The organism is Sphingomonas citricola (assembly GCF_019429535.1).
In the GTDB taxonomy this organism is placed as follows: domain Bacteria; phylum Pseudomonadota; class Alphaproteobacteria; order Sphingomonadales; family Sphingomonadaceae; genus Sphingomonas; species Sphingomonas citricola.
On record NZ_JAHXZM010000005.1, the window covers coordinates 135,463 to 158,048 of the forward strand.

At 69.2% G+C, this 22,586-nt stretch carries 23 protein-coding genes; 10 read left to right on the forward strand and 13 right to left on the reverse strand.

Annotated elements, in window-relative coordinates:
- The first annotated feature begins 71 nt into the window (after positions 1-71).
- Together KZ810_RS13435 and KZ810_RS13440 are read left to right on the forward strand one after the other, a co-directional pair.
- Positions 72-1,217: an acyl-CoA dehydrogenase family protein gene (locus tag KZ810_RS13435; protein WP_219769626.1), complete on the forward strand. Its 1,146-nt coding sequence runs from the start codon at positions 72-74 to the stop codon at positions 1,215-1,217.
- A gap of 79 nt (positions 1,218-1,296) precedes the next feature.
- A complete protein-coding gene (locus KZ810_RS13440) occupies positions 1,297-2,085 on the forward strand; it encodes an SDR family oxidoreductase (protein WP_219769627.1) in 789 nt (262 codons plus the stop codon).
- Between the two features lie 245 nt (positions 2,086-2,330).
- On the opposite strand, the gene KZ810_RS13445 is transcribed toward KZ810_RS13440, so the two are convergent.
- The 6 genes from KZ810_RS13445 to KZ810_RS13470 form a co-directional block, all read right to left on the reverse strand.
- Positions 2,331-3,293, reverse strand: a complete 963-nt coding sequence (locus KZ810_RS13445) for a winged helix DNA-binding protein (protein WP_219769628.1) — start codon at positions 3,291-3,293, stop codon at positions 2,331-2,333.
- Between the two features lie 89 nt (positions 3,294-3,382).
- Positions 3,383-4,879 (reverse strand): NAD(P)(+) transhydrogenase (Re/Si-specific) subunit beta, encoded by a 1,497-nt coding sequence (locus KZ810_RS13450; protein WP_219769629.1) that lies wholly within the window; start codon positions 4,877-4,879, stop codon positions 3,383-3,385.
- 58 nt (positions 4,880-4,937) lie between these two features.
- On the reverse strand, positions 4,938-5,237 hold the full coding sequence (locus tag KZ810_RS13455; protein WP_019516324.1) for an NAD(P) transhydrogenase subunit alpha part 2: 300 nt from the start codon (positions 5,235-5,237) through the stop codon (positions 4,938-4,940).
- Positions 5,238-5,702 carry an endonuclease domain-containing protein gene (locus KZ810_RS13460; protein ID WP_308461554.1) on the reverse strand — a complete coding sequence of 155 codons (465 nt, stop codon included), beginning with the start codon at positions 5,700-5,702 and terminating at the stop codon, positions 5,238-5,240.
- Entirely contained in the window at positions 5,699-6,820 is a 1,122-nt protein-coding gene (locus KZ810_RS13465) for an NAD(P) transhydrogenase subunit alpha (RefSeq protein WP_219769631.1), read from the reverse strand. The genes KZ810_RS13460 and KZ810_RS13465 overlap by 4 nt, the downstream gene beginning before the upstream one ends.
- Positions 6,821-6,825: 5 nt before the next feature.
- On the reverse strand, positions 6,826-6,951 hold the full coding sequence (locus KZ810_RS13470) for an aa3-type cytochrome c oxidase subunit IV (protein ID WP_258044904.1): 126 nt from the start codon (positions 6,949-6,951) through the stop codon (positions 6,826-6,828).
- 167 nt (positions 6,952-7,118) lie between these two features.
- On the opposite strand from KZ810_RS13470, the gene KZ810_RS13475 reads away from it, so the two are divergent.
- Positions 7,119-8,537: a sigma-54-dependent transcriptional regulator gene (locus KZ810_RS13475; RefSeq protein ID WP_219769632.1), complete on the forward strand. Its 1,419-nt coding sequence runs from the start codon at positions 7,119-7,121 to the stop codon at positions 8,535-8,537.
- Between the two features lie 70 nt (positions 8,538-8,607).
- Positions 8,608-9,309 carry an SDR family NAD(P)-dependent oxidoreductase gene (locus tag KZ810_RS13480; RefSeq protein WP_373369169.1) on the forward strand — a complete coding sequence of 234 codons (702 nt, stop codon included), beginning with the start codon at positions 8,608-8,610 and terminating at the stop codon, positions 9,307-9,309.
- A gap of 1 nt (position 9,310) precedes the next feature.
- Here the strand turns inward: KZ810_RS13480 and KZ810_RS13485 are convergent, their stop codons facing one another.
- The 6 genes from KZ810_RS13485 to KZ810_RS13510 form a co-directional block, all read right to left on the reverse strand.
- Entirely contained in the window at positions 9,311-10,195 is an 885-nt protein-coding gene (locus tag KZ810_RS13485; protein ID WP_219769633.1) for a bestrophin family protein, read from the reverse strand.
- 123 nt (positions 10,196-10,318) lie between these two features.
- Positions 10,319-11,365, reverse strand: coding sequence for a dihydropteroate synthase (folP, locus tag KZ810_RS13490; RefSeq protein WP_219769634.1), 1,047 nt, complete (start codon positions 11,363-11,365; stop codon positions 10,319-10,321).
- A gap of 9 nt (positions 11,366-11,374) precedes the next feature.
- Positions 11,375-12,505, reverse strand: a complete 1,131-nt coding sequence (locus KZ810_RS13495) for a site-specific DNA-methyltransferase (protein WP_308461555.1) — start codon at positions 12,503-12,505, stop codon at positions 11,375-11,377.
- A gap of 129 nt (positions 12,506-12,634) precedes the next feature.
- Positions 12,635-13,345, reverse strand: coding sequence for a ribonuclease HII (rnhB, locus tag KZ810_RS13500; RefSeq protein WP_219769635.1), 711 nt, complete (start codon positions 13,343-13,345; stop codon positions 12,635-12,637).
- Positions 13,345-14,514 (reverse strand): bifunctional hydroxymethylpyrimidine kinase/phosphomethylpyrimidine kinase, encoded by a 1,170-nt coding sequence (thiD, locus tag KZ810_RS13505; protein WP_219769636.1) that lies wholly within the window; start codon positions 14,512-14,514, stop codon positions 13,345-13,347. Before thiD ends, rnhB begins: the two co-directional genes overlap by 1 nt.
- Before the next feature lie 25 nt (positions 14,515-14,539).
- Complete coding sequence (locus KZ810_RS13510) at positions 14,540-14,767, reverse strand: DUF1272 domain-containing protein (protein ID WP_219769637.1); 228 nt, start codon at positions 14,765-14,767, stop codon at positions 14,540-14,542.
- Between the two features lie 147 nt (positions 14,768-14,914).
- Here KZ810_RS13510 and KZ810_RS13515 point away from each other — a divergent pair, with 147 nt between their 5' ends.
- A complete protein-coding gene (locus KZ810_RS13515; protein ID WP_219769638.1) occupies positions 14,915-15,958 on the forward strand; it encodes a 2OG-Fe(II) oxygenase in 1,044 nt (347 codons plus the stop codon).
- The gene (locus KZ810_RS13520; protein ID WP_219769639.1) at positions 15,955-16,293 is read left to right on the forward strand and encodes a hypothetical protein; all 339 of its coding nucleotides are present in this window, start codon (positions 15,955-15,957) and stop codon (positions 16,291-16,293) included. Before KZ810_RS13515 ends, KZ810_RS13520 begins: the two co-directional genes overlap by 4 nt.
- A gap of 36 nt (positions 16,294-16,329) precedes the next feature.
- Here KZ810_RS13520 and glmM read toward each other — a convergent pair whose 3' ends face one another.
- On the reverse strand, positions 16,330-17,670 hold the full coding sequence (gene glmM, locus KZ810_RS13525; protein WP_219769640.1) for a phosphoglucosamine mutase: 1,341 nt from the start codon (positions 17,668-17,670) through the stop codon (positions 16,330-16,332).
- Between the two features lie 62 nt (positions 17,671-17,732).
- Here glmM and KZ810_RS13530 point away from each other — a divergent pair, with 62 nt between their 5' ends.
- The 4 genes from KZ810_RS13530 (at position 17,733) to KZ810_RS13545 (ending at position 22,547) form a co-directional block, all read left to right on the forward strand.
- On the forward strand, positions 17,733-18,995 hold the full coding sequence (locus KZ810_RS13530) for a dicarboxylate/amino acid:cation symporter (RefSeq protein ID WP_219769641.1): 1,263 nt from the start codon (positions 17,733-17,735) through the stop codon (positions 18,993-18,995).
- A gap of 72 nt (positions 18,996-19,067) precedes the next feature.
- A complete protein-coding gene (locus KZ810_RS13535) occupies positions 19,068-19,865 on the forward strand; it encodes a Coq4 family protein (protein WP_219769642.1) in 798 nt (265 codons plus the stop codon).
- A 166-nt stretch (positions 19,866-20,031) separates the two neighbouring features.
- Complete coding sequence (gene recF, locus KZ810_RS13540; protein ID WP_219769643.1) at positions 20,032-21,069, forward strand: DNA replication/repair protein RecF; 1,038 nt, start codon at positions 20,032-20,034, stop codon at positions 21,067-21,069.
- Positions 21,070-21,341: 272 nt separating this feature from the next.
- Positions 21,342-22,547, forward strand: coding sequence for an MFS transporter (locus KZ810_RS13545; RefSeq protein ID WP_219769644.1), 1,206 nt, complete (start codon positions 21,342-21,344; stop codon positions 22,545-22,547).
- Positions 22,548-22,586: the final 39 nt, after the last annotated feature.

Consider the following 22,586-nt stretch of genomic DNA (forward strand, 5'->3'; position numbering starts at 1 on the left):
GGTTTGGCGGCCTTGTCTCGCCGCGTGCCGCGCGATAGGACGCACGACGACTTGAATCGTATGGGCGGACCATGGCTCTCGACACCGAAACCTTCGACGCGCTGATCGACCACCTGCGCCGCTTCGTCGCCGACCGGCTGCGCCCGCTGGAGGGCGAGGTCGAGGCGAACGACGCGATCCCCGACGCGATCGTGCAGGAAATGCGCGAGATGGGACTGTTCGGGCTGTCGATCGCCGAGGAATACGGCGGGCTCGGGCTCACCATGCTCGAGGAAGCCAAGGTCGCGATCGAGATGGGGCGGACAACGCCCGCGTTCCGGTCGACCTTCGGCACCAACGTCGGGATCGGCAGCCAGGGGCTCGTCATGTCGGGCACCCCCGAACAGAAGGCGGAATGGCTGCCGAGAATCGCGAGCGGCGAGATCGTGACCAGCTTCGCGCTGACCGAGCCCGACGTCGGATCGGATTCAGGCAGCGTCAAGACGCGCGCGGTGCGCGACGGCGACGTCTACCGCCTGTCGGGGACCAAGCGTTACATCACCAATGCCGACAAGGCCGATCTGTTCACCGTGATGGCGCGGACCGGCGACGAGCCCGGCGCACGCGGCGTGTCGGCGTTCCTGGTGCCCAAGGCACTCGCCGGGGTGACGATCGGCGAGCCTGAAAAGAAGATGGGGCAGAAGGGCGCCAAGGTCGCCGACGTCAATTTCGACGACGTCGCGGTGCCCGTCGCCAACCGGCTCGGCGCGGAAGGCGAAGGCTTCAAGATCGCGATGCGCGTGCTCGACCGCGGGCGGCTGCACATCAGCGCGGTATGCGTCGGTGTCGCGGAGCGGTTGATCGCCGACTGCGTCGCTTATGCCGCCGAACGCAAGCAGTTCGGCAAGCCGCTCGCCGATCACCAGTTGATCCAGGCGATGATCGCCGACAGCAAGACCGAGGCGCTCGCCGCCCGCGCTTTGGTGCTCCAGACCGCCGCCGCAAAAGACGCCGGCACCGACGTGGTGATGGAAAGCGCCGCGGCGAAATATTTCGCCTCCGAGATGGTCGGCCGCGTCGCCGACCGCGCGGTGCAGATCTACGGCGGGGCGGGCTATATCGCCGATTACGGGATCGAGCGGCTGTACCGCGACGTGCGGCTGTTCCGAATCTATGAGGGCACGAGCCAGATCCAGCAGATCATCATCGCGCGCGAGACGATGAAGCGCGGCGGCTGAACGACATCGCGGGGGAGAGGGCGGTGCGTGGGGCCTGCCCTCACCCCGGCCCGCTCCCCGATGGGGAGAGGGAGAGGTTATGGATACGAGCAAGCTGTTCCGGCTGGACGGGCGCGTCGCGCTGGTGACGGGGGGTAGCCGCGGCATAGGCAAGATGATCGCGGCGGGCTTCATCGCGCAGGGCGCGACCGTCTACGTGTCGAGCCGCAAGGCGCCGGCGTGCGACGAGACCGCGGCGGAACTGGGTGAGCGCTGCATCAGCCTGCCCGCCGACGTATCGACTGTCGAGGGTTGCCGCGCGCTGGCGGCGACGTTCGCCGAGCGTGAGGAACGGCTCGACATCCTCGTCAACAATGCGGGTGCTGCCTGGGGTGCGCCGTTCGAGGAGTTTCCCGAGACCGGCTGGGACAAGGTCATGGACCTGAACGTCAAGTCGCCGTTCTTCCTGACGCAGGCGCTGCACCCGATGCTCAAGGCCGCGGCGCGGCGCGAGCAGCCGGCCAAGGTGATCAACATCACCTCGATCGACGGCCTGCGGCTCAACCCCTGGGACACGTACAGCTATCACGCGTCAAAGTCGGCGCTGATCTATCTGACCAAGCGGATGGCGGCGCGGCTGGTCAGGGACGCGATCAACGTCACCTCGATCGCGCCGGGCGCTTTTGCCAGCGAGATGAACCGCGCCGCGCGCGACCACGGCGATGCAGTGGCGCAGAACATCCCGGCCAAGCGGATCGGCGTCGACGAGGACATGGCGGGAACAGCGATCTATCTCGCCAGCCGCGCGGGCGATTACGTGATCGGGGAAACGATCGCGGTCGACGGCGGCATCGTCAACGCGAGCCTGGGCATGTCGATCGACCCATGATGCTGCGGTGAGTGCGGGGGCGGGCGCGTACGCTGTCCGCCGCCCTGCTCCACCATGGGTTGCCGCCGCTTATCTCGACGCCCCGCGACCGTTCGCGGGGCGGGGCCCGAATAGACCAAAGGTCACAAAGGTCACACCCCTACGCATGTGCGCGCGCGCAGGATTCGATTCGGTTGTGCAAGAGCGATCCACGCTGTGCCGGCTGAGCGACGTGTAGGACAGCGTCGATTGATTGTTACCCGCCCTCACACGAAGGGCAGCTTGGCCTCGCGTACCGCCGCGACATATCGTTGCATCGCGTGTTCGGCCCTGGGCGTCAGCTTCAGGAACGCGCGACGCTTGTCGAACGGATCGGCCTCACGCTCGAGCAGCCCGGCGTCGGTCAGCTTGGTGATCCAGCGCAAGGCGGTGGTCGGGGGCACCGCGGCCGCGATGCACAGGCTCGACACCGAAACCTGACCGCGTTCGAGTTGCGCGGCGAGCAGGTCGAGCAACATGTCCCAGGCGGGATCCTCGAACAGCCCGCCCTCGAAGAACCGATCGCGCAGCCGTCGCGCGCGGATCACCTCGCGGATTTGCGCCGCGCCGATGTCGAACGCGGGCGGCGGCGTGAGCGGCTGCCGGCGCTGTTCGTGCTGCCGTTGCCGCGTCGCCTCGCTCTGCCGGCTGAGCCGCGCGACCACCTCGGCGATCCGCGCGACCTCGGCGTTCAGACGCTGGAGCCGCGCCGCCTCGCTCTCGTTGACGCGTTCGGACAAGGGCTCGGGGGCGTTATATTCCGCCGCGATCGCGAGCGCCGCGATCCACTCGGCCACCTCGGGATCGCACAGCAATTGCGGGGCGGACGCGGTGCAGGTGGCAGCGACGAGATCGAGCAGCGCGAGCGGAAAGGCAATGACGAGCGGCCAGTCCCGCATCGCGGCGGTGTGATCGATGCGCGCGAGCAGGTCGGGTGAGACATCGTGCTCCCCGGTCAGATCGAGGAGAAGGACGGGCCGGCCCGAATGATCGGAGAGGTCGGACAGATCGGCGTCGATCGCCCATTCGGCACCGACGATGCCGCCGAGCGCGTCGAGTGCGGCCGTCCGCGCGTCTGCGTCGCGCGCGTCGAGACCGATCACCAGCGCGACGAAGCGCGCGGGCGGGGGTGAGGTCGTGGCCAGCGGCCATGCGCGCGCTGCATCGGTCCGGTCCGCGTGCATGCTCATGCCCTGCCCCACCTCTTTTTCTGATCGATCCCCGGCTTAACCCGCCAACGCCGATTTGACGGAAGTTACCACCGAAATGGAGACAATAGTCAGTCGAGCGACTTCACGATCTCCTCAACCATCTTCTTCGCATCGGCGAGCAGCATCATCGTGTTGTCCATATAGAAGACGTCGTTGTCGACCCCGGCGTAACCCACCCCGCCCATGCTGCGCTTGACGAACAACACGGTCTTGGCCTTTTCGACGTCGAGCACGGGCATCCCGTAGATCGGCGAGGTCTTGTCGGTTTTCGCCGCGGGGTTGGTCACGTCGTTCGCGCCGATGACGAAGGCGACGTCGGTCTGCGCGAATTCGGAATTGATGTCCTCGAGCTCGAATACCTCGTCGTAGGGCACGTTCGCCTCGGCGAGCAGGACGTTCATATGGCCGGGCATGCGCCCCGCGACCGGGTGGATCGCGTATTTGACGCGGACGCCGTGTTCCTTGAGCTTGTCCGCCATCTCGCGCAGCACGTGCTGGGCTTGGGCCACCGCCATGCCGTAGCCGGGAACGATGATGACCTGCTCGGCCTGACTCATCAGGAAGGCGGCGTCCTCCGCCGAACCGCGCTTCCACGGGCGATCGACCTTGGCGCCGCCCGCACCGCCCGCTTCTGCGGTCTGACCGAAACCGCCCGCGATCACGCTGATGAAGCTGCGGTTCATCGCGCGGCACATGATGTAGGACAGGATCGCACCCGAGCTGCCCACCAGCGCGCCGGTGATGATCATCGCGGTATTGTGGAGCGTGAACCCCATCGCCGCCGCCGCCCAGCCCGAGTAGCTGTTGAGCATCGACACGACGACCGGCATGTCCGCGCCGCCGATCGGCACGATCAAGAGGAAACCGATCGCGAAGGACAGTAGCACGACGATCCAGAAGTCCCACGGCGATTGCGTCGCCCAGAAGGAGAAGGCAAACCACGCGATCGCGAGGCCCAGCCCCAGATTGATCGGGTGGCGCGCGGGCAGTAGGATCGGCGCGCCGCCCATGTTGCCGTTGAGCTTCAGGAAGGCGATGACCGAGCCCGAAAAGGTGATCGCGCCGATCGCGACGCCGAGGATCATCTCGATCCGGCTGACCTGGTGGATGACCGCGAACGGTTGCCCGATCAGTGGGGTGACGACATCAGCGATCCCGAAGGCGACGGGATTGAGATAGGCCGCGACCGCGACCAGCACCGCCGCGAGCCCCACGAGGCTGTGGAAGGCGGCGACGAGCTGCGGCATCGCGGTCATCGCGATCCGCCGCGCGGTGGTGATGCCGATCGCGGCGCCGACACCGATCGCGGCGAGGATTTCGAACACCGCGGACTTGTCGACACGCGAGAGGATTGCGGCGTAATCCTCGCCTTCGACGATCAGCGAGACGGTCGGCACGTGCGTGACCAACGTGGTCACGACCGCGATGGCCATCCCGATCATGCCGTAGCGGTTGCCCCGCTGGCTGGTCGTCGGGCTGGAGAGACCACGCAGCGCGAGGATGAAGCACACGCCCGAGACGAGGTAGGCGAGCGCCACCCAGGGATTGACCGCGACCTGTTCCACTTGACCTTGCTCCCCCGATTACGTCGTCGTCCCTCCGCGTACCCGCGGACGGCGCGCGTCAGTGTTTGGCGACCGCGGGCCGCTCCTTCTTCTTGTACATCGCGAGCATCCGGCTGGTGACCGCGAAGCCGCCGAAGATGTTGATGCTGGCGAGTACGACGCCGAGCAGCCCGAGCCATTTCGACCCCGTGCTGCCCGCCGCCGCGCTCGCGATCAGCGCGCCGACGATGATAACCGACGAGATCGCGTTGGTGACCGCCATCAACGGCGTATGAAGCGCCGGCGTCACCGACCAGACGACGTAATAGCCGACGAAACATGCCAGCACGAAGATCGACAGGATCGCGACGAAGTCCATTCAAGCAGCTCCGGCTAGATCCTCCCCATGCCCGGCATGGGGAGGGGGACCGCCCGAAGGGCGGTGGAGGGGCGATGCGGCACGCTTAACGGCGTCTGCGACCGCATCCGCATCGCGCAAGATGTCCGATGCGGCGATGCGCAGGATGTTTAGCCCGTTCGCCCGCAAGACGGCGTCGCGACGTGCATCGCGAAAAGGGCGGTCGCCACGATCATGCGCCTCGCCATCCACCTCGACCGCCAGTCGAGACGCGGGACAATAAAAGTCGAGCACGTATCCGGCGAGCGGGTGCTGGCGGCGAAATTTCACACCGGAGCTACGGCGGCGCAGGCGCTGCCACAGCAGGACCTCCGGAAGCGTCATGGCACGGCGTAACGAGCGCGCATGCCGAACAGGTGAAGCCCCTCCACCGTGCTGCGCACGGTCCCCCTCCCCATGCGGGGCATGGGGAGGATTGATGGTCACGCGGACAGCCTCGCGTTGACGATCTGCCCGTCGCGGGTCAGCCGGACCGCGTCGCCGATCTCGGCGTCGAGCACCGGGCGCCCCTGATCCTTGTCCCAGAAGGTCGACAGGAAATTGTAGAGGTTGCGCGCAAACAGCGCCGAGGCATCGGTCGCGAGCCGGCTGGCGACGTTGCGGTGGCCGATGATCCTGACGCCGTGGCGTTCGACGACCTCGCCCGCGACCGCGCCCTCGACGTTGCCACCCTGTTCGACCGCGAGGTCGACGATGACCGAGCCGGCGCGCATCGTCGCGAGCTGCGCGTCGCTGACCAGCCGCGGCGCGGGGCGGCCGGGGATCAGCGCGGTGGTGATGACGATGTCCTGTTTCGCGATATGCGCGGACACGAGTTCGGCCTGCGCGGCCTGATACTCGGGCGACATCTCGCCGGCATAGCCGCCCGCGCCCTCGCCCTCGATGCCCTTCACGTTCTCGACGAAGATGGGTTTCGCGCCGAGTGACTGGATCTGCTCGCGCGTGGCGGACCGGACGTCGGTCGCGGATACCTGCGCGCCCAGCCGCCGCGCGGTCGCGATCGCCTGCAAGCCGGCGACGCCGACCCCCATCACGAACACCTTGGCGGCGCTGACCGTGCCCGCCGCGGTCATCATCATCGGGAAGGCGCGACCATATTCGGCCGCGGCGTCGAGCACCGCCTTGTATCCCGCCAGGTTCGACTGCGACGACAGGATATCCATCGACTGCGCGCGCGTGATGCGCGGCATGAACTCCATCGCCAGCGCCTCGAACCCTGCATCGGCGTAGCTCTCGACCCGCGCACGTTCACCGAAGGGATTGAGCCCGGCGACGATCCACGCCCCCGTCGCGGCCCCCGCGATCGTGGCGACGTTGGGGCCCTGCACGCCGAGCAGGATGTCCGCGCCCGCCACGGTCGCCGCGCGGTCACCCACGCTCGCCCCCGCCGCGGCGTAATCGGCGTCGGCGTAGGAAGCGCGGACGCCCGCGCCCGCCTCCACCGCGACATCGGCCCCCAGGCCGACGAATTTCTTCACCGTTTCCGGTGTCGCCGCGACGCGGCGCTCGCCGTCCGCCCCCTCGGCCAGGACAGCGATCTTCACCATGGTCAGGCGATCAGCCAGATGACGAAGAAGGCGATGATCGCGACCGCGAGTGCGCCCCATTTCATCATCGCGATCACGCGATCGTAGGTGGAGACGTGCGCCTTCAACTGCGACGGTTGGGCAGCCATATGGTCCTCTCGAGACGTGGTCGTTTCGTGCCCGACCCTATGCACGCCCGCGCGCGCTGGCAACGGCCGATGTGAGACGCATCGCATGTCTAATCATGGGACGGTTTAAGCTCGGCTTTACTCCATTACGCTATTTACATGCCCGATAACCTGTCGGGAACATGGGAATGACGCGCAACGGGCAGCGCTTATTGATGCTGATCGACGAGGAGCCGGCGCAGCGACGGCTGGTCGCGGCGCTGGCCGCGCGCGGCGGCTGGCGCACGTTGTTCGCGAACGACGGCGAGATGGCGCTGGCGACGCTCGGCACGCACGAGGGGATGCAGCTCGACGCGATCGTGCTCGATCACTGGTCGGACGATGCGGCCGCCGCCGCGCTGATCGCCGAACTGCGCGCCAACCGCCCCTCGCTTCCGATCCTGATGCTGACCGCCAACGGATCGGTCGCGCACGCGGTATCGGCGATGCGGGCGGGCGCGACCGATTTCCTGGTCAAGCCGCTCGCGCCCGAACGCCTTCTACAGGCGCTCGACGCCGCGGTCGCGGGAAGTGCCGCGGGTGAGCTGCGCCCCCTGACCGAGAAAATCCCCGCGATGCTCGGGTTCGACGAGATCGTCGGCTCGGCACCCGAATTCCGCGCCGCGCTCGCGATCGCGGCCAAGGCGGCACGCGCGCGCGTCTGCGTCCTGATCGAGGGCGAGCCGGGGGTCGGCAAGGAAGTGGTGGCGGAGGCGATCCACAATGCGTCCCCGCGCAGCCGCACGCAGATGGTGACGATCGACTGCGGCGCGCTGCCCGCCAATCTGATCGAGAGCGAGTTGTTCGGGCACGAGAAGGGCGCATTCACCGGCGCGTTCGAGCGCAAGGTCGGGCGTCTCGTCGAGGCGGACGGCGGAACCGTGTTCCTCGACCACGTCGACGCGATCCCGCTGGAGGCGCAGGCGAAGCTGCTGCGGCTGCTGCAATTGGGCGAGGTTCACCCGATCGGCGCGCGCCACCCGCGCGACGTCGACGTGCGCGTCCTCGCGGCGAGCGACAAGAATCTGGCCGAGGAGGTCGAGGCCGAGCGGATGCGCGAGGATCTGTTCTACCGGTTGAACGCGGTACAGGTGACGATCCCCCCGCTTCGCGCGCGCGCGGGCGACATCCCGGCGCTGTCACGCCACCTGCTCGCGCGGATCGCAGGGCAGCCGGGGTTGCGCGAACTGGGGATCACCGACGACGCGCTGGCGCTGCTGGTCGACTATCACTGGCCCGGCAACGTCCGCCAGTTGCAGGACGCGTTGTTCCGCGCCGCGGTGCTGTGCGAGGGCGACGCGCTGACCCGCGCCGATTTCCCGCAGATCGCCGCCGTCGGCGGACGACCGGCGCGCGGTGGCCCCGCGCCGATGGCGCAGTCGGGCGGCGTGACGCTGTTCCTCGCCGACGGCAATCTGCGCCCGCTCGAGCAGATCGAGGCCGACGTGATCCGGCTGGCGATCGGTCACTATCGCGGTCGCATGACCGAGGTCGCGCGGCGGCTGGGGATCGGGCGATCGACGCTGTATCGCAAGCTGAGCGAATTAGGGATCGACAGCGCGGCTTGAGGCGCGGCACGCGCATGCTAGGCTGGCCGCATGGCGACGCACATCCTCCATCACCGGCGCTGCATCGGGCATCGGGCTCGCCTGCGCGCAACATCTGGCGGCGCATGGCGCGCAGCGGGTGGTGCTGGTCGACCGCGACGCCGACGCGCTGGCGCGGATCGAATTGCCCGTCAGCATCGACCGGCTGATCGGCGACGTGCGCGACGAGGCGATGTGGGACGACGCCGCCCCGCTGCTCGCCGGGATCGACGCTGCGGTCATCAACGCGGGCGTCGCGGGGGCGGGGGCGATCGCCGAGCTGTCGTTCGCCGAGTGGCAGCGGATCGTCTCGGTCAATCTCGATGGCGCGTTCCTGACGCTTCGTGCCGCGATGCGCGCGATGAAGGACACGGGCGGCGCGATCGTCGCGACGGGTTCGGCCGCCGGGATCAAGCCCGAGCCGGGCGTCTCGGCCTATGGCGCGTCGAAGGCGGCGCTGCTTCATCTGGTCAAGGTCGCCGCGAAGGAAGGCGCGCCTGACCGCATTCGCGTCAATGCGGTCGCCCCCGCCGGGGTCGAGACGCCGGTGTGGGACGCGGTGCCGATGTTCGCCGATCGCGCCGCACAGATCGGGCGCGACGCGGCGTTCGCGGAACTGGCGGCAATGGCAACCCCGCTCGGCCGCTATGCCAAACCTGCGGAGATCGCGGCACAGGTCGCGTTCCTGCTGTCGGACGCCGCGGCGCTGATCACCGGCGCGACGCTTGTCTGCGACGGCGGCTATACGCTGTAGCTTACCACAGCACGCCCTTTTCGGGTTGCAGCGGCTTGGGCGCCTCGTCACCGATCGCCTGAAGCAGATCGATCTCGATCGTGCGGCACATCCCCGTCAGCGGCACGTCGTGAACGGTGTTGGCGAACGGATCGACCAGATCCTCGCCGATTGCGAGCACCGCGAGGAACATCAGGCTCGCGACGGTCGAGCCGAGCGGGGTGGCGTAGCCCAGCGTCTCGACCAAACCGATCGGCAGCAGGATCGCGAAGACGTGGGTGAACAGCGTCGGCAGGAAACGATACTGGTTGGGCAGCGGCGTGTTCTTGATCCGCTCCATCCCGCCCTGCGCGTTGGCGATGTCGACCAGCACCGCCTCCATCTGCGTCTGCTGGATCGTGTCGATCCAGCCGTTGCGGCGCGCGATGTCGATGCGGCGGCCGGTGCCGTCGAGCAGACCGTTAGCGACGTTCGTCCGCTCGAGCGAGGGATGCGCCTCGTCTTCCGACAGATACTTGAGGACGACCTCGTCGACGGCCTGCTTGCGCAACTGGCAGCGCAGCGCGTTGACGTAGGCGATCTGGCGCAGGACGATCGTCCGCTTCATGTCGCGCGCTTCCGGGTCGGGCAGGAAATTGCGCGCGGCGCGTGCGATGCTGCGCGACGCGTTGATCATCGCGCCCCACAAGGTGCGCGCCTCCCACCAGCGATCATAGGCGGAATTGACGCGGAAGCCGAGGAACAGCGCGAGCACCGATCCGAACAGCGTCAGCGGCAGTGACGGCGCGCGGAACGGGAACTGCATGTAGATGATGGTGACGATCACGTCCCAGACGAACAGGACGGTGAGCGGTTTCCAGACCTCGAGGGCGATCTGCTTGGCGCGTGGTACGGAAGTGACGATCATGACGCGCCTGTAACCAGCATCGCCCGAAACGGATGCATGATTAGTGCAAGATGGATCGCCGAGAAACGTATTGAAACGGCCCGATCGGGCGCGGTCAACGAAACCGAAACGTGGCGGTCACGGTCAGCCGACGAGCGCGCGATCGCGCAGGCCCCGCCAGACGCGCAGTGCCTGTACCGTTTCCGCAACGTCGTGGACGCGGAGCAGTTGAACCCCCGCCTCGGCCCCCTTGAGCGCGAGCGCGACCGATCCGCCGAGCCGTTCGGCCACCGGCGCCTCGTTCGACAGCGCACCGATCAACCGTTTGCGGCTGGCACCGAGCATGATGGGGCAGCCGAGCGCGTGAAAGATCGACAGGTTGTTGAGCAGCGCCAGATTGTCCGACAGCGACTTGCCGAACCCGATGCCGGGATCGACCGCGATCCGCGTGCGGTCGACGCCCGCTGCTACCACCGCGTCGATGCGCGCCTCCAGCCAGTCGAATACCTCGGTCACGACATCGGCGTAACCGCTGCCGCCGTGCGGACCCGTTTTCGGGTCGGGCGAATGCATCAGGATGACGGGCGCGCCGCTGCGCGCGACGATCGCGGGCGCGCGATCGTCCCACAACAAGGCGGCGACGTCGTTGACGATCCCCGCCCCCGCGGCGAGCGCGGCATCCATCACCGCGGCCTTGCGCGTATCGATCGAGACGAGCACGCCCGCGCCCGCCAGCCGTTCGATCACGGGCGCGACGCGGCGGGCCTCGTCCTCTTCCCACACCAACGGCGCGCCGGGGCGGGTCGATTCGCCGCCGACGTCGATCAGCGCCGCCCCCGCCGCGGCCATCGCCACCCCGGCGGCCGCGGCGGCGGCGGGATCGTCCATGTTGGCGCCCCCGTCGGAGAAGCTGTCGGGGGTGACGTTCAGGATGCCTGCCACCTGCGGCTGATCGAAGCGGAGCGTGCGAGCGCCGAGCTGCCACGCCGGCCGGGCTGCGGTGACGCGCGCGTGGAGCATCGCGGCACGCTCCCCCAGCCCCGCGATCGCGGCAACGGGCACGATGTGGCGCCCTCCGCCGTCGCGCACCTCATAGGCCGCGAACCATTGCATCCCGCCCGCGAGCCGCGCGACCGCGCCGTCTGCGTGCGCCGCGGGGGTGTCGACGAACTGGACCGGGCGCAGGTGCATCGCGGAGGCCTAGGGCTGCGTCGCGAGCAGGTAGGTCTGGCGCACCGCGTCGATCGGCTCGAGCGTGCCCGCTATCTCGCGATGCCAGAAGGTCCAGCCGTTGCACGCCGGCGCATTCTGCAACGCGGAGCCGAGCTTGTGGATCGAGCCCGAAGCCCCGCAGGTGGACAGCAGGCTGCCGTCGGCGCGGACGGTCGCGGCGAAGCGGCGCTTCGCGTCGGTGAGGACGGTGCCGGGGGTGAGGAGGCCGTTCTCCACCAGCACGCCGAACGCGACCTTGGGCGCGCTGCGCGGGCTCTGCATCGTCGCGAGCGCCGATTCGTCGAGCGGCAGCGCGGCGGCGATCCGCTCCATCGCGGCGTCGACGTATCCGAGCTCGCGCTCGATCCCGATCCAGCGTCGGCCGAGCCGCTTGGCGACGGCGCCCGTCGTGCCGGTGCCGAAGAAGGGATCGAGCACGACGTCGCCGGGCTTCGTGCTGGCGAGCAGGATGCGATAGAGCAGCGCCTCGGGCTTCTGCGTCGGGTGGACCTTCACCCCGCCCTTCTTCAACCGCTCCTGCCCGCCGCAGATCGGGAATTCCCAGTCGGAGCGCATCTGCAGCTCGTCGTTCAGGGTCTTCATGCTGCGGTAGTTGAAGGTATATTTCGCCTTTTCCGCCTTCGACGCCCAGATCAGCGTCTCGTGCGCGTTGGTGAAGCGCGTGCCGCGGAAATTGGGCATCGGATTGGCCTTGCGCCAGACGATGTCGTTGAGGATCCAATAGCCCAGATCCTGCACCGCCGCGCCGACGCGAAAGATGTTGTGGTAGCTGCCGATCACCCAGAGCGTGCCATCGTCCTTCAGGATGCGGCGCGCCTCTGCAAGCCACGCGCGGGTGAACGCATCGTAGGAGGCGAAGCTGTCGAACTTGTCCCACTCGTCGGTGACCGCGTCGACGTGGCTGCCGTCGGGCCGCGCGAGATCGCCGCCGAGCTGGAGATTATAGGGCGGGTCGGCGAAGATCATGTCGACCGACTTCGCGGGCAGTGCGCGCATCGCGGCAACGCAATCGCCCATCACGATCTGGTCGAGCGGGAGGACCGACTCCTCGTCGCCAGCCGCGCGCCTGGCCCGCGCGACCTTCGTTAACACACCCATAACCGGAACCCCTTGAACGGCCCCTATCGTGCGGGAAAGCGCGAATCCGTCAAGCGTCGTTCGTTGACGACGCCGCGAACCGAGTCCGCGCGGCGGCGGAACGAAGCCGGACCGCGGGCAGATGTTGAGTCAAACCGCGGGCGGCGGACTCAAGCCGTTGTGGTGTGGCGCGGAAGACTCACCCGGGGCGACAAACGCGAACGGCAGTTCGGCCTGCGCCACCGGCGCGAAGCTGCGGCGGTGAATCGGCGCGGGGCCATGCTCGCGCAGCGCCTTCAGGTGCGCGGCGCACCCGTAGCCCTTGTTCGAATGCCAGCCGTAATGCGGCCAGGTTTCGGCATGCGCGATCATGATCCGGTCGCGCGTGTGCTTGGCGATGATCGAGGCAGCGGCGATCGAGCGGCTGACCGCGTCGCCACCCACGATCGGCGTCGCGGCGTAGCTCCAACGCGGCAGGCGGTTGCCGTCGACCAGAACGTGACCGGGCGCGTGACCGAGTACGGCGGCGAGCCGGTCGACCGCGAGCGTCATCGCCTTCATCGTCGCGCAGTAGATGTTCAACCGGTCGATCTCGTCCGCCTCGACCACGCCGATGCCGACGATCGCGCACGCCATCAGGCGATCGTGCAGCCGCGCACGCTCGCCGGCGGGCAGCTTTTTCGAGTCGTCGATACCGCGCGGGACACCCCTGGCGGGCAGCACGACCGCCGCGGCGACGACGGGTCCGGCGAGCGGGCCCCTGCCCGCCTCGTCGACCCCCGCGACCGGGGGCAGGCAGAGCTTTTCGTGGCGCAGACCTGGTTTGATATCGGGTTTGGAATGGGGCCTGGGGCGGGGCATCAGACGCGCCACGGCGGAAAGCGGCGATATTCGCCCGCGGTATAGAGCCGCAGCGCGTTGCCGGCGGGATCGATGAGGGATGCCTCACGCCAGCCCCACGGTTGGTCGACCGGATCGGTGACCGCGATCCCCGCGGCGCGCGCGGCGGCGACCGCGCCGTCGAGGTCGGCGATCTCGAGATAGACAATCGCGGCGTTGGCCACCTCGTCCGCGGCCTCGACCGAGAGCGTCGTGCCGCCGCCGGTTTCGAAACGCGCGTAGCGATCGCCGCTGTCGACGATGCGTGTCAGGCCGAGCGCCTCGTAGAAGGCGACGCTCGCCGCGTGGTCGGTGGCGGGCAGTGTGACCTGATTGAGCGACGCACGCGCGCCCGGCACGTCGCGCACCAGCGCGTGCCCCATCGGCCCGTGCCCCGCACCCAGTCCGGGCGCCTCGAGCAGCGCGAGCCGCACGAACAGGCGCGCACGCGCGACCGCGTCGACCAGCGACAGGCCACGCCCCAGCCCCTCGGCGATCGCGCTCGCCAGCGTGCAACCGGTGCCGTGGGTATGGATCGTGTCGATCCGCGGCGCGGACCAGCGCGTCACCGTCCCGTCGGGCGCGATCAGGCGATCGACCACGGTGTCGCCCGCGGCGTGCCCGCCCTTGACCAGCACATGAGCGCCGACTTCGTCGGCATAGGCGCGTGCTTCGTCCTCCACCGCATCGTCGGGCAGGTCGGGGCGCCCGCACAGCACGCGGAACTCGGGCAGATTGGGCGTGACCAGCGTCGCGAGCGCGGCGAGCCGCCGCATTGCGGCGATCGTCGCCTCGTCGGCGAGCGCGGCGCCGCTGGTCGCGACCATCACGGGGTCGAACACGATCAGGTCGCCGTACAGGCCGGAGGCGAGTTCGTCGGCTACCACGTGGGCGATCGCCGCGCCGCCCAGCATCCCGATCTTGACCGCGTCGACGCCGATATCCCGGGCGACACAGGCCATCTGCTGGACGACGAAGGCGGGCGGGACCGGGTGGACGTGCTCGACCCCGAGCGTGTTCTGCGCGGTGAGCGCGGTCACCGCGGTCATCGCGTGGCCGCCCAGCATCGTCACCGTCTTGATGTCGGCCTGGATACCCGCGCCGCCGCCCGAATCCGAGCCGGCGACGATCAGGATGCGCGGGATCGTCATGCGCGTCGCGTCGGCCGGGCGGGCGTCAATGCGCGCGGGCGTGGCGCGTGGTGGAGGCGGGATGCCGCTTCAGCAGCGTCCCGACGCGCGCGGGCCGGTCGAGCAATTCGCCGCCACAATCGGGGCAGCGTTCGTCGAGCGCGTCGGCACAATCGGCGCAGAAGGTATTCTCCAGCGAGCAGATGAAGGCGCCGCCCTCGTCGGCGGGCAGATCGACGCCGCAGCGTTCGCAGTCGGGGCGCATTTCGAGCATGGGGGCGAGATAGCGACGCGCGCGCGTCCGGGAAAGTGGGACCGGGGAGACGGAGAAAGGTGCGGGCACCGCGACCTTGGCCGCGGATGGACTTGGCGCGGGCGCCGACTACAAGTCGAGGCGTTGTTCGCAGGCCCGACCCGACCCATGTCCACGATCTCGCCCCCCACGCTCACCATCGGCGAGCCCGCGCCGTGGTTCACCGCGCCGATGCTGGGTCAGGCGACCGGCGCCGATTTCGACAAGGCGGGCGGGCGGCACGTGCTGTTGCTGCTGTTCGGCACCGCGGCGCATCCCGCCTGTGCGGCGGCGCTGGGGGTGTTGCAGGCCGACCCGTCGATCTTCGCCGACGCGCGTCTCGCGGTGCTGGGCGTCACGATCGACGGGCGCGACGCGACGAACCCGCAGGTGGTCGCGTTGCAGCGCGCCGGGATGCACATCTTCGTCGATGCCGACCAGCGCGTCAGCCGCGCCTACGGCGTCGTCGCGGACGGTGCGACCGGTGTGACGCTCCAGCCCTATTGGCTGCTGCTCGACCCGTCGCTGCGCGTCACCGCGCTGTTCCCACTTAGCGCCGCTGCGGCGGCGATCGCGGCGTTGCGGCAACAGCGCGACGCCGAGCCGGTCGCGGCCGACGCCCCCGCGCTGGTCCTGCCCAACATCGTCGACCCGGCCTACGCCGCCGAACTGATCGCGCGCCACGCGGGCGACGGCGGGCGCGAGTCGGGCGTGATGCGCCAGGTCGGCGACCGAACGGTCGAGGTGCAGAACCACGCGGTGAAGCGCCGGCGCGATTATCTGATCGAGGACGCGGACCTGCAGCTCTACCTGCGCCAGGCGGTGATGCGGCGGCTGGTGCCGATGATCGAGCGCTGCTTCCAATATCGCCCGACCGAGATCGAGCGCTATCTCGTCTCGTGCTACGACAGCGGCGACGGCGCGCATTTCGCGCCGCACCGCGACAACACGACCCCCGCGACCGCACATCGCCGCTTCGCGGTCACGATCAACTTGAACGACGATTACGACGGCGGCGACCTGCGCTTTCCCGAGTTCGGCACGCGCACCTACCGGGCGCCCCGCTGCGGCGCGATCGTCTTTTCCTGCTCGCTGCTGCACGAGGTCACGCGGATGACCCGGGGGCGGCGCTACGCGACGCTGCCGTTCCTGTACGGCGGCGCGGGGGCGTGACCACGCTGCTGATCTGGGCGTTCGCGATCATTCTCGCGCCCGTCGCGTTCAGCTTGTTGGTCGCCAAAGTGCTGCGGTTCGAGCATCCGGTCTGGGTCTTCGCGGTCGCGGCGACGATCCTGCCGGCCATTCCGCTGATCGGCGGCCTGGGCCTGTTCGCGTGGTTCATCGTGGCGGTGAAAACGCGGCCGCCGAACGTCCCCGATGGCGGCGACGGACCAGCATTCTTCGGCATTATCTTCATCGCGTTCATGCTGCCGTGCCTGCTCGCAGCGCCCGGCATCGTGTCGGGGTTCCTGGCCGCGCGCATCTTCCGGTGGCTCAGGAACGAGTGAAGGTCCCGGCCGCACGAAGCGGCCGGGATGCGACGCTCACGCCGCGCGGCGGACCGCGTCGCAGATCGCGTCGACGATCTGTTCGACCTGCGCGCGGTCGTCGCCCTCGGCCATGACGCGGATCACGGGTTCGGTGCCCGAGGGGCGGATGACGAGCCGGCCGGTGCCCGCGAGCTCGGCCTCGGCGCGCGCGATCTCGGCCTTTACCGCCTCGTGCTCGAGCGGCTTGCCGCCCGCGAAGCGGACGTTCTTGAGCAATTGCGGGACGGGCTCGAAGCGGTGGAGCACCTCGCTCGCCGGCTGGTCGGCGCGCTTGACCTCGGCGAGCACCTGAAGCGCGGCGACGAGGCCGTCGCCCGTGGTCGCGTAATCGGACAGGATGATGTGCCCCGACTGCTCGCCACCGACATTATAGCCGCTGCTGCGCATATGTTCGAGCACGTGGCGGTCGCCGACCTTGGTACGCACGAGACCGAGCCCGCGTGCCGCCAGATGGCGTTCGAGCCCGAGGTTGGACATGACGGTCGCGACCAGGCCATCGCCCTTCAACCGCCCGGTGCGCGCCCAGCCTTCGGCGATCGTCGCCATCAACTGGTCGCCGTCGACCACGCGACCGCGTTCGTCGACGACGATCAGGCGGTCGGCGTCGCCGTCGAGCGCGATGCCGATGTCGGCGCGCGTTTCCAGCACCTTGGCCGACAGCGCGGCGGGGTGGGTCGAGCCGATCTTGTCGTTGATGTTGAGCCCGTTGGGCTGGACGCCGATCGAGATCACCTCCGCGCCCAGTTCCCACAATGCCTCGGGCGCGACGTTGTACGCCGCACCGTTGGCGCAATCGACGACGACGCGCAGCCCGTCGAGGCGCAGGTCGGCGGGGAACGTCGTTTTCGCAAAGTGGATGTAGCGGCCGCGCGCGTCGTCGATCCGCTTCGCGCGGCCGATCTCGGCGGGGGGTGCGAGCGTCACGTCGCTCGCGTCGATCAGCGCCTCGATCGCTTCCTCGTCCTCGTCGGACAGCTTGTAGCCGTCGGGGCCGAACAGCTTGATCCCGTTGTCGCCGAACGGATTGTGACTGGCCGAGATCATCACGCCCATGTCGGCGCGCATCGACGCGGTCAGCATCGCGACCGCGGGCGTCGGGATCGGGCCGACGAGCGTCACGTCCATGCCGACCGAAGTGAAGCCCGCCTGCAGCGCGCTTTCGAGCATATAGCCCGACAGGCGCGTGTCCTTGCCGATCACGACGCGGTGGCGGTGCTGCCCGCGCAGGAAGTGGCGGCCCGCCGCCATGCCGACGCGCATCGCCATTTCGGCGGTCATCGCACCCGCATTGGTAAGCCCACGTATGCCGTCAGTGCCGAAATACTTTCTTGCCATCACGCCTTCCATCCGCTTCGCGCTAACGGGCTCCATAACGTTTGGCGGTGAAAAGGGCGATAATGTCGCAGGCGACCCGAATTTTACTCTCGCTCGTCGTCGGACTGTCGGGCGGTATCGCGCTCGCCGCCTTTGCCCCCGGCTGGGTGCCGGGCGTCGCGGGCGTGGCGGAGCCGATCGGGTCGGCGTGGCTCCACGGGCTGCAGATGACGATCGTGCCGCTGGTCGTATCGCTGCTGGTGACGGGGGTCGCCGCCACCGCGGAGGCCGCCAAGGCGGGGCGGCTCGCCGCACGCGCAATCGCGCTCTACGTCGGATTGCTTTTCTGCTCGGCCGCCGCCGCCGCGGTGCTGACGCCGCTCTTTCTTGAGCTAGTGCCGCTGCCCGCCGCATCGGCCGCCGCGCTTCGCGGCGCGCTGACGGGGGCGCAGGCGATCCCCGAGGTACCGCCGCTGGGTGAGTTCCTGGCCGGCGTCGTGCCCTCGAACGTCGTCAAGGCAGCGGGCGACAATGCGTTCCTGTCGCTGATCATCTTCACGCTCGTGTTCGCGTTCGCGCTCGGGCGGATCGAGCCCGAGCTTCGCGTCCTGCTGACCAAGTTCTTCACCGCGCTGCGCGACACGATGCTGGTCGTGATCGACTGGGTGCTGTGGATCGCACCGATCGGCGTGTTCGCGCTCGCGCTGGTGGTCGGCGCGCGCGCGGGTACCGGCGCGTTCGGCGCGCTGGTGCATTACATCCTGACCGTGGTCGCGGTCGGCGTCGTCGTCTCGCTGTTCGCCTATCCGCTCGCGCTGATCGGCGCGCGGCTGCCGCTCGGCCGGTTCGTGCGCGCGGCGCTGCCCGCGCAGGTGGTCGCGATCAGCACGCAATCCTCGCTCGCCTCGCTGCCCGCGATGCTGGAAGGCACACGCGCGGCGGGCGTGCCCGTGCGCGTCGGCGGGGTGACGCTGCCGCTCGCGGTCGCGGTGTTCCGCGCGACGGGACCGGCGATGAACCTGGCGGTCGCGATCTACGTCGCGCGCTGGTTCGGGGTGGAGCTGACGTTCGGGACGATCGCGACCGCGACCGTCGTCGCAACGCTGACGTCATTGGGATCGGTCAGCCTGCCCGGCACGGTCAGCTACGTCAGCGCAATCGCGCCGGTGGCAGCGACGCTCGGCGCACCGGTCGCCCCGCTCGGGCTGCTGGTGGCCGTCGAGACGATACCCGACATCATCCGCACCGTCGGCAACGTGACGATGGACATCGCGACCACCGCGCTGCTCGGGCGCGGCGCCGAGCCCGCGGTGGAGGACGACGCGCTGGTCGAACTGCCCGCCTAGCGCGCGCCGACGAGGCGTTGACCGGGGTTTGGAAACGACTTATTGACACCTTTGTCAGTAAGGAGTCGACCCATGGCTACCCTTCCCCCCTTTCCCGGCACCGACGGCAGGCGCGACTGGCGCACCGCGATCGACGCGATCAAGAAACTGATGAACAACGGCGACGACACGCAGCAGGTGTTCCGCATCATGCGCGCGCTGAACGTCGGCAATGCGCCCGAGAATTACGCGAAACTGATCGCGACCGAGAAGGGCGGCCGCATCGCGCAGGACCACGTCGAGCTGGCCGAGCGCTTCACCGACCCCGCCTTTGTCGCAAGCTTCGCGCCCGGCACGGTCGGCGCGGCATACCGGCACTTCCTCGAGAGCACGGGGTATTCCGCCGACGGGCTGGTGGCGGTGAGCAAGCTTGCCCCCGACGAGGACGACATGGTCCACCCCTACGCCTGGATGGGCCGGCGCATCCGCGACACGCACGACATCTGGCACGTGCTGACGGGCTATCAGGCGGACGAGAGCCTGGGCGAGGCGGCGCTGGTCGCGTTCAGCTACGCGCAGGTCGGCGGGCTCGGCTGGGCGTTCATCGCCGCGGCAGCCTCGCTCAAGAGCCTGAACGTCACCAAGGGAACGTTGTTCTCCAAGGCGGTGATCGAGGGTTATCGTCACGGTCGCGCGGCGAAATGGATTTCGGGCGAGGATTACCTCGAATTGCTTCACGAGCCGATCGACGAGGCGCGGCGGCGGCTGAACATCAAGGAGCCGGTGGCGTATCGCCGCGCGCAGCGCGAGCTCGGCCCGGCGATGGCATCGTACTTGAGCGCGCAAAAGGCACGCAACACCGCAGCGGAGCCCGAACGGCTGGCGGCCTGAGCATTTCAGGGCCTCCGCATCGATCGACGGTCGGTGTGGTTGGTTGCGCGGAACCTGCCCGCGCGAGCGCGTGGACGTTCGTCGCGCGTTCGGGTGAACCACCCCGGTCGCCGCGCCGGCGTTTGTCTGTGTCGGCGGCGATGAAAGCGCGCTACGGACCGACGCGATGCTGTCGCGGCTGGTGCTCACTGACTTTCGCAACCATGCGGACTTGGCATTGCAGCCGGCGGGCGGGTTCGTCGTGCTGACGGGACACAACGGCGCCGGCAAGACCAACGTGCTCGAGGCGGTATCGCTGCTGGCGCCGGGACGGGGCCTGCGCCGCGCCGGGCTGTCGCAGATGGCGCGCAGCGACGGTCCGGGCGGGTTCGGGGTCGCCGCGACGCTCGCCGACGGTGTCGAGATCGCGACCGGTACGCTGGCGAGCGCGCCCGAGCGGCGGGTGGTGCGCGTCAGCGGCGCGAACGCGAGTGCGGCCGCGCTTGCCGAGCGGCTGTCGGTGCTGTGGCTGACCCCGGCGATGGACCGGCTGTTCGTCGAGCCCGCGAGCGAGCGGCGGCGCTTTCTAGATCGGCTGACGCTGGCGCTGCTGCCGGGCCACGCGAGCGAGACGCAGCGCTACGAGCGCGCGATGCGCGACCGCAACCGGCTGCTGGCTGATGAAAACCCCGAACCCGCCTGGCTCGACGCGCTGGAGGCGCAGATGGTGCGCCACGGCGTCGCGCTCGACGCGGCGCGGCAGACCACGGTAGCGGCGCTGGGGGAACGGTTGCAGGATGCGCCCGCGCTCGATTTCCCGCGCGCGTCGATCACGCTCGAGGGCTGGGGCGACGACGCCGACGCATTCGCCGCGGCGCTGCGCCACGGCCGCGCGCGCGACGCGGCGGCGGGCCGCGCGCTCGTCGGGCCGCACCGCGTCGACCTGTCGGTGACGCACGTCGACAAGGCGGCGCCCGCGGCGCTTGCCTCGACGGGCGAGCAGAAGGCGCTGCTGCTCTGCATGGTCCTCGCGCATGCCGAACTCGTGGCGGAACGTCGCGGTAGCCCGCCGGTGCTGCTGCTCGACGAAGTGGCCGCGCACCTCGATCCCGCTCGGCGCGCCGCGCTGTTCGCGCGGCTGGCCGGGCGGGGACAGGTTTGGATGACGGGCACCGAACGCGCGCTGTTCGACGCCGCAGGCGACGCGATGCACGTGACGTTATGAGCCGTGCGGGTCGATCGAGCGACGCGGGGAAACGTGCCAGGCGGAACGGATCGCGGCCGGCGCCGGTTGACCTATCGATCAGACCATCGCGACCGACGCGGTGCGACAGGGTGAACGGGGGTGAGCGCGCATGACCGAGGTTTCGCCCTGCCGCCGTGGCCCGCCACCATCTGCGGTGACGCGTCATCCGCGCTGATCACCCCCTTCCCGCTTCGCCATCGCCCGGTGCCGACGCGCACACGCGGTCCGAATGGCGCCGGGGCTGGCGCGTCGTGCTCGCGGCGCTGCTGGGCGCGGGGTTCGGACCGGGGCTGTACCAGAATCTGTCGAGCCTGTTCACGCCGGGGCTGGAGCGTGAGTTCGGCTGGTCGCGCGGCGACATCTCCACTGCGGCCGGGCTCGCGCTGATCGGAGCGCTGATCGCGCCGTTCGTCGGACGCGTCGCCGACCGCGTCGGCGTGCGCCCGGTGATCGTCGCGTCCTCCGCGGTTCTGGTAGTCGCATATCTGCTGCTGGCGAGCGTCGGCGGCGCGATCTGGCATTATCAGGCGTGCGTCGTGCTGCTGGTGCTCGCGGTGCCGGGCACGAGCAGCCTCGTCTACGGCAAGATGATCGCGCTGCGGTTCGAGCAGCATCGCGGCACCGCGCTCGCGATCGCGACCTCTGGCCTCGCGGTGATGACGATCGTAGCCGCACCTGCACTCGGACGCGTGATCGACGTCTGGGGCTGGCGACGCGGGTTCGTCGCGCTATCGATCGCGAGCGCGCTCGCGCTGCCGTTGATCCTGCTGGTGATCCGCCCGACCTCGGTGCTCGCCAAGCCGACGATCGTCGACCACGGGCAGCCGCCGTTGGTGGTCGAGGGCATGTCTGCGGGGGAGGCGCGGCGCGATCCGCGGTTCTGGTGCGTCGTCGGCGGCGCGATGCTGGTCAATCTAGCGACCACCGGGCTCGTCACGCAGATCGTCCCGCTGGGGCTCGAGATGGGGCTGAGCAGCGGCGAGGCAGCGGTCCTCCTGACCAGTTTCGGCGCCAGTGCGATCGCGGGGCGATTGCTGATCGGCGCGTTGATCGACCGGGTCCGCCCGCAGCCCGCCGCCGCGGTCTTCGCGATCGTCTCCGCGCTCGCGTTCGTCGCGCTCGCCTGGGGATCGTCGAACCTCGCGATCGCATTCGTGCTCGTGTTCCTCGCCGGATTGATGAACGGCGCGGAGAACGACCTGCTGCCGTTCCTTGCCGCGCGACTGTTCGGATTGCGCGCGTTCGGCGAGATCTACGGCAGCGCGATCCCGCTGACGCTGATCGGTACCGCGATCGGCATCATCGGGTTCGGGCGGCTGCACGACCTGACGGGCAATTACGATGCTGCGCTGATCGTCGGTGCGGTGGCGCTGCTGGGTGCCGGGGGATGCTTCCTGTCGCTGCGCGATCGCGCGCTGCCGCCTGTGACCTCGTCCGAGCGCCTGAACGACGCCTGACGATTCCGGCCAACCCAGGTTAAACCGAATCGGTCGATA

What these genes read in the sequence shown, in the direction of transcription:
- KZ810_RS13530 (WP_219769641.1), top strand. Translation starts at nt 17,733, where the DNA reads ATGTCGCAGGCGACCCGAATTTTACTCTCGCTCGTCGTCGGACTGTCG.
- KZ810_RS13470 (WP_258044904.1), bottom strand. Translation starts at nt 6,951, where the DNA reads ATGGCTGCCCAACCGTCGCAGTTGAAGGCGCACGTCTCCACCTACGAT.
- thiD (WP_219769636.1), bottom strand. Translation starts at nt 14,514, where the DNA reads ATGACGATCCCGCGCATCCTGATCGTCGCCGGCTCGGATTCGGGCGGC.
- KZ810_RS13515 (WP_219769638.1), top strand. Translation starts at nt 14,915, where the DNA reads ATGTCCACGATCTCGCCCCCCACGCTCACCATCGGCGAGCCCGCGCCG.
- KZ810_RS13455 (WP_019516324.1), bottom strand. Translation starts at nt 5,237, where the DNA reads ATGGACTTCGTCGCGATCCTGTCGATCTTCGTGCTGGCATGTTTCGTC.
- glmM (WP_219769640.1), bottom strand. Translation starts at nt 17,670, where the DNA reads ATGGCAAGAAAGTATTTCGGCACTGACGGCATACGTGGGCTTACCAAT.
- KZ810_RS13485 (WP_219769633.1), bottom strand. Translation starts at nt 10,195, where the DNA reads ATGATCGTCACTTCCGTACCACGCGCCAAGCAGATCGCCCTCGAGGTC.
- folP (WP_219769634.1), bottom strand. Translation starts at nt 11,365, where the DNA reads ATGCACCTGCGCCCGGTCCAGTTCGTCGACACCCCCGCGGCGCACGCA.
- KZ810_RS13475 (WP_219769632.1), top strand. Translation starts at nt 7,119, where the DNA reads ATGACGCGCAACGGGCAGCGCTTATTGATGCTGATCGACGAGGAGCCG.
- KZ810_RS13440 (WP_219769627.1), top strand. Translation starts at nt 1,297, where the DNA reads ATGGATACGAGCAAGCTGTTCCGGCTGGACGGGCGCGTCGCGCTGGTG.
- KZ810_RS13435 (WP_219769626.1), top strand. Translation starts at nt 72, where the DNA reads ATGGCTCTCGACACCGAAACCTTCGACGCGCTGATCGACCACCTGCGC.
- KZ810_RS13535 (WP_219769642.1), top strand. Translation starts at nt 19,068, where the DNA reads ATGGCTACCCTTCCCCCCTTTCCCGGCACCGACGGCAGGCGCGACTGG.
- KZ810_RS13495 (WP_308461555.1), bottom strand. Translation starts at nt 12,505, where the DNA reads ATGGGTGTGTTAACGAAGGTCGCGCGGGCCAGGCGCGCGGCTGGCGAC.
- rnhB (WP_219769635.1), bottom strand. Translation starts at nt 13,345, where the DNA reads ATGCCCCGCCCCAGGCCCCATTCCAAACCCGATATCAAACCAGGTCTG.
- KZ810_RS13445 (WP_219769628.1), bottom strand. Translation starts at nt 3,293, where the DNA reads ATGAGCATGCACGCGGACCGGACCGATGCAGCGCGCGCATGGCCGCTG.
- recF (WP_219769643.1), top strand. Translation starts at nt 20,032, where the DNA reads ATGCTGTCGCGGCTGGTGCTCACTGACTTTCGCAACCATGCGGACTTG.
- KZ810_RS13510 (WP_219769637.1), bottom strand. Translation starts at nt 14,767, where the DNA reads ATGCTCGAAATGCGCCCCGACTGCGAACGCTGCGGCGTCGATCTGCCC.